The following is a 9,463-nucleotide window of genomic DNA, read 5'->3' as shown; positions in this document are numbered from 1 at the left end:
CTACCGGCCAGGACCCAATTCCTGACGGCAACCCACGATCACATGCAGTGAGGCCCCAGCCTCCCCATACCGTCTAGACAACACCGAACCGGGCCGGTAAGACCTACCACTGAGGCCCGCACCTGGGGAATTACGTGACGCCAACCCCTGGGGAATTACGTGACGGTCGACAGTCATGCGCCTCTCCTCGTTGACGTAACGGCGATCGCCCAAGCGAGGTGATAGTTCGCCGCCGTATGGTTGCCCTCGATTAACGCGTTGATCGCCGCCAACAGCATCCAATCAATCGCGGTATCCGCATCATGATGCGGATACGCGCTCAGGACCGATTGCTGTATTTCAGTGGCTCGTTCATGTAGTAGCTCGACTTCATTGTCTGGTACGCCGTAGTTGCGTGCAGCGGCTACTGCGACTGCTTGTGCGATGCGGGGTAGGCCGTCGCGGCGGCGCACGGCTTCGACCAGGGTCGGCCCGAGTTCGTCGACGGTGGGCGCAGTGCGTGCGGTGCGGTCCCCGGTTAGGGCGGGCTCGTCGGGTTCCGGCTCGCCGATGTAGCCATGGGGCTAGACAACACCGAACCGGGCCGGTAAGACCTACCACTGAGGCCCGCACCTGGGGAATTACGTGACGCCAACCCCTGGGGAATTACGTGACGGTCGACAGTCATGCGCCTCTCCTCGTTGACGTAACGGCGATCGCCCAAGCGAGGTGATAGTTCGCCGCCGTATGGTTGCCCTCGATTAACGCGTTGATCGCCGCCAACAGCATCCAATCAATCGCGGTATCCGCATCATGATGCGGATACGCGCTCAGGACCGATTGCTGTATTTCAGTGGCTCGTTCATGTAGTAGCTCGACTTCATTGTCTGGTACGCCGTAGTTGCGTGCAGCGGCTACTGCGACTGCTTGTGCGATGCGGGGTAGGCCGTCGCGGCGGCGCACGGCTTCGACCAGGGTCGGCCCGAGTTCGTCGACGGTGGGCGCAGTGCGTGCGGTGCGGTCCCCGGTTAGGGCGGGCTCGTCGGGTTCCGGCTCGCCGATGTAGCCATGGGGCTGGTGTACGGCGGCCACCGAGACCGCGCCCAGGAGGTCTTCGACGTTGGCATCGTGACGCCGTGGTGCCGGCTCCAACAGCGTCACATGGGCGGGCAGCCGAACATGGGGTGGAATCCAGCCTCCGGCGAGATCGGTAACCAAAAGTGTGGTCCGTCCGCCGTCGCGTAGGCCGGCCGCCCAGGAGATGTTTGGCTCTTGCCGGGCCATCGCATCGACGAAGCGTCGCAAGCGTTGCTGCTCAGCCGATCGGTTCGCCGCGTCGCCGGTTGTGGCCCCGACCGTAGCGGCTACGGTGGCACCGGCCAATGGTGATGCTGCGCTTGGCGTTTGTCCGTGGGAGGCCTGTGAGGTGGACTTTGCGACCGGCGACATCATCGAGGCACCGGCTGATGGTGACGAGGACGGGGAGGGGGCTACTGCTGCACCAGAGACCGGACCGGCGGGGGCGGCGGTAGGTGGTGTGATGACTGGCGGACGCAGGTCAGAGCCGTAGGCAGGCAACGGCCCCGCCGGGGCGCTGACTGGGGCGATCGGACTTGCGGCCGGTCCACCCGCAACTACCGGGGCTACCGTGGTCATGCCGGTCTCAGCCGTCGGTGATACGACCGGGGCCGGAGCTGCTGCTGCGCTCATGTCGGGAACATGAGGGACGGCGGCGGCGCCGGTCGCGATTGCTGGAGCGGTGGCCATCGGCGTCGTCGCGGGCGGCGTAGCTGGTGCCAAAGGCTCTGTGGCCGCGTGGATTGTGCCCTCGGACAACGACTGCGCTCCGGCAGCCGCCGGCGCTCCGGTCATCATGCCGGTGGTGAACGACTGGCTTAGGGACTGCGATGATAAAGGTGCGGCAGCCGCTGCTGATACGCCGGTCGCCGGTGCCGAAGCCGCCGGAATGGAGGGGCTGCCGATGCTGAACGCTGGTGCGCCCAGCGGAGACTGCGGTGAAAGGGCAATCGGCGCCGAGGGTGCGCCTGGCACCCCTTGCGGACCTCCGTAAGCTGGCCCTGGCGGGGAGGCTGGTGGTTTGATGTCAGTCCGCAGCGATGCGTCGGTCATACCTTGAGGTCCGCCGTAAGCTAGCTCGATCGGTGATCCCAATGACTCGGCATCACCGTGCGCCCCTGTGCTGGCCGATCCCCGAGGGGCGCCGTAAGTCGATCGTTCTGCGGACGCGGCGGGCGGCGAGCCGAGGTCTTCCGCGGTGACCGGTTGGGGTGGAGGTGGGCCGTCGAGATTTACGCCATGGTCACGCAGCCACTTGCGGGCGTCACCACCGATGGTTGCATCGAGTACCCGCTGCGTAGCGTCGACAATGTTGGATATCGCATTCGCCCCAGCATGGGATGCACTTGCGTTTTTTTCGACAATAACCGCATTCACCGCGGCAACTTTGGCCTCCGTGGGCCCGTTACCAGATAGAATCCGGTCTATCTCCTCGTTGCCGGACTTGGCGATTTCGCTGAGCCGATCACGCAAATTGTTGACCGCGTCTGCGACTAGGTCGCTTTGCTCACTTTTCACTTGGCACTGATGAGCGATAGTAGCTACACGCTGCTCGCCGCGCCAATACCGTTCAAGCAAATCGGTGGCGGTCCGACCTTTATTTACTGCCAGTTGCGATCGTGTGTTTTGCAGGTCGCTTGCCTCCTCGCGCTTGACTTTCCCGGCCTGGCTCCAGTACGAGACCCCGGCCGCGGGCGAATCGGGGCGAGCCGGCCACCACGCGCCGACCAGCAACATCGACCACTTGCCGGGTGGCAGATCAGCCGGCACCGCACACGGCTTTCATTCGCGCGTCCTTAGCGATGACGTCATCGATCGCCGCCTGAAGTGCCGGATCGTCCCGGCCCAGGTAACTACCCATCGCATTTGTACTGGTGTAGGCCTCAGCGAGCGCCAGCGCGGCAGCACGATCACCGGGCGAAAGCGCCGGAGCGCCATCCACTGCTTGTATCAACATCACCGCTCCATTCACACCGGCAGCAGCGGCAAGCGCCGGGTTAGTACCATTTGTTTCGATTTGTACTTGACGCGCTGCCAGCTTGTATACCTCGCACAACTTCTGATGCGCTGCGGCGACTTCCGCGGAGGTGTACGTTGGCGGCGCGGACGTCGCCGAGCTTGCGGATGTTCCGCTCGTAGTAGGGCGGGTCAATGCCACGATCAAAGCTGCGGCGCCGAGTAAGGTGGCTAAGACCGACAGTGCCACCACTGGCCAGATGCGGGACCGTGTTGGGGGGTAGGTGGGATATGGCGGTGACTGCTGCGCAGGCGGGTGGTTGGTCGTCACCTGAGTAAGGCTATTCCTGCTGCTGCCTGCGCGCACTCCAGTGTCTATTCAGCTACGTCGATGTCTATGCACGTTGTGGTTGCCGCGATGGCGCTCATGAGTGAGCGAGGCGGCCCATGCTCCTGGCGTCCCATCCAAAGGAAACCGGGTGAGTAGCGACAACCCATGCCGTAGGGCAGGGTTCCCGCATGGCTCACATGGCGATTGTTGATCGCATGTGCGACTCGGTCGCTATGTGCACATTGTGCTTGGCCTGACAGGCCATAGTGGCCGCACGCTGCTCACCTGTCCACACCCCCAGTACCGCTCTAGCAAATCGTCGGAGCTTTGTCCCCTGTTTACCGCCAACAGAGATCGTGCGTTTTGTAGATTGCTGGCCTCTTGGCGGTTGACTTCCCCTGCCTGGCGCCAGTACGAGATTCCGGCCGCGGGCGCATCAGGACGAGCCGGCCACCACGCACCAACTAGCAACATCCACTACTCGCGGCGTGGCAGGTCAGCCGGGACCGCACACGGCCTTCATCCTCGCATCCTTTGCGTTTACAGCGTCGGCGGCCGCCCGCCACTCGGGGTCGCCGCGACCCGTGATAACGCTAGCTACGGCGCTTGCATGGGTGTATGCCTCGGCGAGCGCGAGTGCCGCGCTGCGGTCATCGTTGGCTAACGCTGGTGCCGCATTCACTGTTTGGTCCAGCACCATTGCCGCATTGACACTCGTAACACGGGCAAAAGCCGGGTCGTCGCTGTTCGTGTCAATCTGCACTGCATGCGCCACCAGCTTGTACACCTCACACAACTTCTGGTGCGCGGCGGCGACTTCAGCGGAGGTGTACGTCGCCGGAGCGGACGTTGCCAGGCCTGCGGCTGTTCCGCTGGTCGTCGGGCGTGTCAGCGCCACGATTAGAGCTGCGGCGCCTAGGGCAATGGCGATGGCCAAGCCCACAGCTTGCCAAACGCGTGAGCCTGTCCCGGGCTGCGTGGGATGGGTCGGTGTCCATTGGCCGGTCAAAGGTGGGAGGTTCGTCACCCCACGGAAGGGTATTGCAACTGCTGCCTGGGCGCACTCCAGTGCCTGTTCGGGCCGCGTCGATGTCGACGAACGCCGAGTTGCCACGCTGCCCCCACCGGGCGAGACCGCCGATGCTCCCCACGTCCGTTTTCAGGCGTGAATGGCGACAACCCGTGCAGTAGGGCAGAATTCGCGCGTGGCTCCCTTGGCGGTCATCTGTGATGCGGTGTGCGACGCAGGTAGCCAGGTAGCTGCCGAAGAGCCGTCACCAGCGGCGCCACGGGTCGGGGGCCGCTGCGTCTTCACCGACATGGAATGATCCACAACTACGGAGGGCGCAGTGCAGCTTCGCTACATCAGCATCCCACTGTTGATCGCCGAATCCGGTGGTGATCCATGGGCGATAAATCAAAGCCTCAAAGCCGGTCGTCCAGCACAGATTTCGAATCTGGCGGAGGCGTTTCATGCCGCCGGCCGGTGCACCGCAGAGGCTGACGCCGCTTTCGACCTGGCACGGCGCCGCTTCGAGCAAGCCTGGAATCGGGAGAATGGTGAGCACCCGATCAACGACTCCGCTGAGGTGCAGCGCGTCACGCAGTCGCTGGGTGCGCAGTCGCTGCAATTGCCCAAGATTGGGGTGGACCTGGAAAACATCGCGGCCGCTTTGGCCGAGGCGCAGCGATCCGCAAGCGGGGAGATCGCAAAGCTAGAGGGCCAGCTGCAGCAACTCGATGACGAAATTGGCCAGGCGGTGGCGCTCGAGAGAAATCCTCAACTCACCGCACAGGACAGGGAGGCACTGGATGCTTTCATTCATGCGTGCGAAGACGACGCGATTGACGATACCAAGGCTACCCTGGATGAGCTGCATTCGATCCGCGACGGGTATTCAAGCTCTCTGAGAACCGCGGAGAAAAATCTGGCTGTCGACGGGTACGACCCTTCTCGAATTTGGGGTGCCGACAACCACGAACCCGAGACGCCTGACCAAGCTGAACACGACGTCCATGATGCGCTCGCTGGTGACCAAGGCGCGGCCGGACGAGTTAATGCTGTATTGGGTTCTATTACCCCCGATCAGTTGGCCGGGAAAGTTCCGTTGACTGCCGAGCAGGCCTCAGTGTTGAGTCAGTTGCAAGCTCAAGAACACGGCATGTCTGTCGACGCGCTCACGACCGCGGAGCAACGCCTGGGCGCACAAAGGGGCATGATCGCCAATTCCTGGCAGCTGATGAGCAATCCAAATATCACCTTCCCGAAGACTCCGTTAACCGTTGGCGCCAAGCAGGGTTCCGACACGGTAAAAGGTGGCGTCTCGCAGGTGCCTGAAAGTGTCCAGCAGGCGTTGAGCTCGTCGGGAGTGCTCTTTACGCATCAAATGAACGACATCGCCGGCATCGTCAAGGACGGGGACAAGGGCTTTCAGACGAATACCGAGTTGGATCGCGCGATGATCCATAAGGCATCGGTCATGATGGACACGCCGATCTGGCGTGCCGACCCTGCCAGCCAAGGACAAAACGTCGAACGCGATCCTGCTTTGGATCCCACGGTGTCCAATGTCCTCTCGGCGGTGTCGCCGGATCACCAGGTAGTACATGACACCATCACCGGAGCCGACCACGATAAGTTCCTGCGAAACATCACCCACCATTACTGGAAAGACAACGGCCAAGGTGTTGGATCCCTGTTTTCGTGGACCGGGGATTCGGCGGTGGTCCAGGGGCCGGAGGAAAGGATCGCCGCCGAAACCGCCCGCGCTTACAGTTCGTACATCGGCAAGGACCAGGAGTTGCTGCATCTTCCGGGAAACCACACCCTTGGTCAGGTGAACCCGAACTTGGTCCGCGATATGGCCCACGGGCTGGGGCCCTATGTCAACAACATCGCCGGCACATCGGGGGGATTACCGGGATTCGGTGATCCGCTCGACCGCGACACCATGTCGGGTGCGCTGCCGGTGGCCAAGGGTGTCTTCTCGGTGCTGAGCAGCGATAAGGAGGCCGCCCAGTACTTCAACGGCCAGGCCTACGCGCAGGCTGTGCTTCACGAAGCTGCCTTTGCCAACGATCCCACCCATTCGGGTTACGACCAGCACTTGTATGATGCCGCAACTTTGCGGGCGTTGGTCGACGTCGGCACACACAATGCGTTTCAAGCCAACGAGGACAATGGGTACCACCAGGGCGTCTCGGAATACCAGTCCAAGAAATCGGCGTATGAAACGGGCTTGCAAGGTCTCACCACAGCAGGTGGCTTTATCCCCGGGGTCGGCCGCATCGCCGGTCCTACGATCGGCATCCTCGGCCACAACCTGGAAAACGCCATCCTCGGACCATCACCGACTGCGCCGACCGAAAATCCGATACAACCCATGTCTTTAGGAATGGCCGACCAAGAGATCCTCAACGCCATGCTCGGAACAGGACACACCGTAGCCGGGTTGCCACCTGGTTTCATCATCTATGACCACGACCACCCCAACGGGCGAATCGCGACGTTGGAAGAACTTCAGCCACAAGGCGTTACGGCCGGTCAATACAACAGCGTGATTGGTCCCGCGTTATCGCAGTCGCTCGAACCCAGGCTGCCCAGCGAGCGCTTGTCCCCGGATGTGGGGTTGGTCAGCCGCTACGACGATATTGTTGGTGTCCCGCACCCCGATCAGGGCAGGAAGTGATGCGAATCCGGCCCGAGTTGCGAACCATCGCAGCGTTTTTGGCAGTTGCTGTGCTGTTTGTCGGCGGATGCGGTTCGGGTGGCCGCTCGGGTGAAGCTTCGACCAGTACGTCTGCGGCGCCGCCGGCGGGTTGGCCTGCGGTGCTCGACGACTTCACCATGGTGTGGACTGCTGAACCCGGTATCGACGTGACCGCGTGGCCGGCGGTGGTGGTGCGCGCCTACGCAGAGTCGTTCACGCTGGCCTCCGCTACGAGCGATAACAAGTATCTGTACCCGGGATTTAGGCAGTCGGTTGATTCCAACAAGTCCATCTACGATCCGATCGGCACACAGTATCTGTGGCCACAGACCGGCGGTTCGCCGGACCGGCCATGGGTGGGCACGCAGCAGGACCACCTCTTGTCTGTTACAACATCGGGTCGTGATGTCACGGTCATTGTCTGCGAATACACATTCGGCAGTGCTAATGAGGGCCGTCTTGGCCGAGACTATGTGTACCCGCATGTTGCAAGGCCAGGCCCGGATACAGGTATCGCGGCGATGCGGATCACCATGACCGCTCCTGCCAGGCCGGCGCCGCCGCTGCCCGCTCAGCAGGGGCCGGCGCGTGCGCCGTCGGTCGATGTTTTCACTGGTTGGAGGATCACCAGCCGCGAGGGCGGGTGGTACGCCCAGCCTGGAATGGGGCGGGAGTGGGAATGGCCGGGTTATGTCCAAGACGAAGATGCCTGTGTCGCGAAGGCGCCCCCGCACCGCGATTTTGTAATGGGCCAAGAATATGACCGGTCGTTGTTTCCGACCCTGCCGGCGTCTCCTGGTTGGCCCTCGCCAAGCGCGAAAACATGAGAAAGGCTAGCGCCGCAAGGTTATTGGTAGCGGCGTCGATCATCCTGCCCCTTCTCTTGGGCGCCGTCTGCTGCGCGTCGGATGCCAGCGACAAGTCTTCGGGCACAACGTCATCGAGCGTCAAGCCCTCCGCCTCATTTGCCCCACCCCCGCCGTCGATCAACGCGCCGACGCTGACGTCAGGGCCAGTAAGCGCTCTGCAACCGGGCTCTCCGATTATGGTTGGTGACGGAGCCGCGACCGCGGTGTGCAAAGCCGGCTTCTATATCGAGTACCCGGACGCGAACCATGGCGGTCAGCGGCTGCCAGGCTTCATCACTGCGACGCAATGTGCCCAAGGTGCTGCGCATGCGCCGGTGTCGGTGATGAAGATGCAGGCCGCCGGCGAACCACCCCGTCGAATCAAAGTCGGCGAAATCACCTACGTCGCCCCGGGCGATGTACAACCAGCAGTTGCCAACGAACCGTGGACGATCCCGACTTCCCCCCTCGCGGTGTTCACTTCCGGTCAGCCAGATTGGGCGGTTCCGGTGGACGTCAAAGTCAACGACCAGATGCCGACAGGCGCAACCGTTCAAGCGATACAGCCAGTCGAACAGCACAAGGCGCCTGCAAGGTGGAGCAACGTCGACGGAGTTGTCGTCACGGGACACGTGCTCGACCCCGCCTCCACGCCGGATCTCAAGGACCTGCCCGCTGGCGTGGCTCGCGTCGTCGTGGCGGCAGACGACACCACCAAGCCCATCGAGCAGTGGGTGCTCGGCTCCCCGGTCACAGTTGAGCTTGATGGCGCTATCTACAACCTCGGTGTGATCACCGCCGTAGATGAGTCAAGGCACTGGATCGTGGTCGACCTCATCAATCCGCTTCTCGTCCAACAAGATGCCCGCCTGATCACGACTAGGTAAGCGCCCGAAGTCCCTCCATCCATGGGCGGATTTGCATTGACAACTCGAACTCACAGCGCGAAACCACTAGTGACTCTTCGCAATTCAGGGCGTTCGGCGAGTTGGGTGCGCCGCTGTGGAGCAGACAGTGCCGGCAGTCCGACCGCGGAAGACTCACACGCGCACATCAGTAATTCCGGTGGCAAGCCGGTGGCGTGTACAGCACCACCCGGACACCCAGCGCAGAGTCCAACCGCATCACCACTCACAGCTGTGAAGATCGACACCGTGGGGCGGTAGCGAATTGAATTGACCAGCACGACAACTGTCTACAACTTTGCCGGCAGCTAACGGGGTTCAGCTCGGCGCTCGTCGATATTGCTGATGGAATTGCTGTCAGCCAGGACGTATCGGCCACCCAGGACAACAGCACGTCGGGTTCGCGCTGCGTGGGTGACGCAGACGTCTGGGACCCGAGACTGGACTTGGTGAATGGCGACAAACCATGCCATAAGGCAAAATTCCGCGCGTGGCTCCGCTGGCGGTCGACCCAGATGCGATGTTCACCGCGGGCAGCGCGGTGGCTGCTGTTGGTGAGGATCTGGTGGCCGCGTTGGGTTCGTTGACGGCAGGTTTTGGGGCCAACACTGGTCAGGATGCGGCCGGCGACATGTTTGGGCTGGCCTATCAGGACGC

Annotated in this window: 6 protein-coding genes and 2 pseudogenes; 3 read left to right on the top strand and 5 right to left on the bottom strand. The window is 62.5% G+C overall.

What is annotated here, in order from left to right:
• Window positions 1-173: 173 nt before the first annotated feature.
• The 5 genes and pseudogenes from AWC07_RS01555 to AWC07_RS27345 form a co-directional block, all read right to left on the bottom strand.
• A pseudogene (locus AWC07_RS01555) lies at window positions 174-563 on the bottom strand (DUF5631 domain-containing protein); the annotation flags it as partial.
• Window positions 564-663: 100 nt separating this feature from the next.
• The gene (locus AWC07_RS27350; protein ID WP_167379996.1) at window positions 664-2,826 is read right to left on the bottom strand and encodes a DUF5631 domain-containing protein; all 2,163 of its coding nucleotides are present in this window, start codon (window positions 2,824-2,826) and stop codon (window positions 664-666) included.
• Window positions 2,816-3,013: a hypothetical protein gene (locus tag AWC07_RS29465; protein WP_341865236.1), complete on the bottom strand. Its 198-nt coding sequence runs from the start codon at window positions 3,011-3,013 to the stop codon at window positions 2,816-2,818. Before AWC07_RS29465 ends, AWC07_RS27350 begins: the two co-directional genes overlap by 11 nt.
• Before the next feature lie 536 nt (window positions 3,014-3,549).
• A pseudogene (locus AWC07_RS29635) lies at window positions 3,550-3,817 on the bottom strand (DUF5631 domain-containing protein); the annotation flags it as partial.
• 22 nt (window positions 3,818-3,839) lie between these two features.
• Window positions 3,840-4,286, bottom strand: a complete 447-nt coding sequence (locus tag AWC07_RS27345; RefSeq protein WP_036414623.1) for a hypothetical protein — start codon at window positions 4,284-4,286, stop codon at window positions 3,840-3,842.
• A gap of 406 nt (window positions 4,287-4,692) precedes the next feature.
• Here AWC07_RS27345 and AWC07_RS01530 point away from each other — a divergent pair, with 406 nt between their 5' ends.
• The 3 genes from AWC07_RS01530 to AWC07_RS28305 all read left to right on the top strand — a co-directional run bounded on the left by AWC07_RS01530 (window position 4,693) and on the right by AWC07_RS28305 (window position 8,788).
• Entirely contained in the window at window positions 4,693-7,032 is a 2,340-nt protein-coding gene (locus tag AWC07_RS01530; protein ID WP_036414625.1) for a putative alpha/beta hydrolase, read from the top strand.
• Entirely contained in the window at window positions 7,032-7,880 is an 849-nt protein-coding gene (locus AWC07_RS01525) for a hypothetical protein (protein WP_244187414.1), read from the top strand. The genes AWC07_RS01530 and AWC07_RS01525 overlap by 1 nt, the downstream gene beginning before the upstream one ends.
• A gap of 245 nt (window positions 7,881-8,125) precedes the next feature.
• Window positions 8,126-8,788 (top strand): hypothetical protein, encoded by a 663-nt coding sequence (locus AWC07_RS28305; protein WP_244187413.1) that lies wholly within the window; start codon window positions 8,126-8,128, stop codon window positions 8,786-8,788.
• Window positions 8,789-9,463: the final 675 nt, after the last annotated feature.

The organism is Mycobacterium gastri (genome assembly GCF_002102175.1).
GTDB classification, from domain to species: Bacteria; Actinomycetota; Actinomycetes; order Mycobacteriales; family Mycobacteriaceae; genus Mycobacterium; species Mycobacterium gastri.
The sequence above is the reverse complement of the archived record's forward strand: the minus strand, read 5'-3'. Positions and strand labels throughout refer to the sequence as shown.

Coding starts and splice junctions, on each gene's coding strand:
- AWC07_RS29465 (WP_341865236.1), bottom strand. CDS start 3,013: ATGTTGATACAAGCAGTGGATGGCGCTCCGGCGCTTTCGCCCGGTGAT.
- AWC07_RS01525 (WP_244187414.1), top strand. CDS start 7,032: ATGCGAATCCGGCCCGAGTTGCGAACCATCGCAGCGTTTTTGGCAGTT.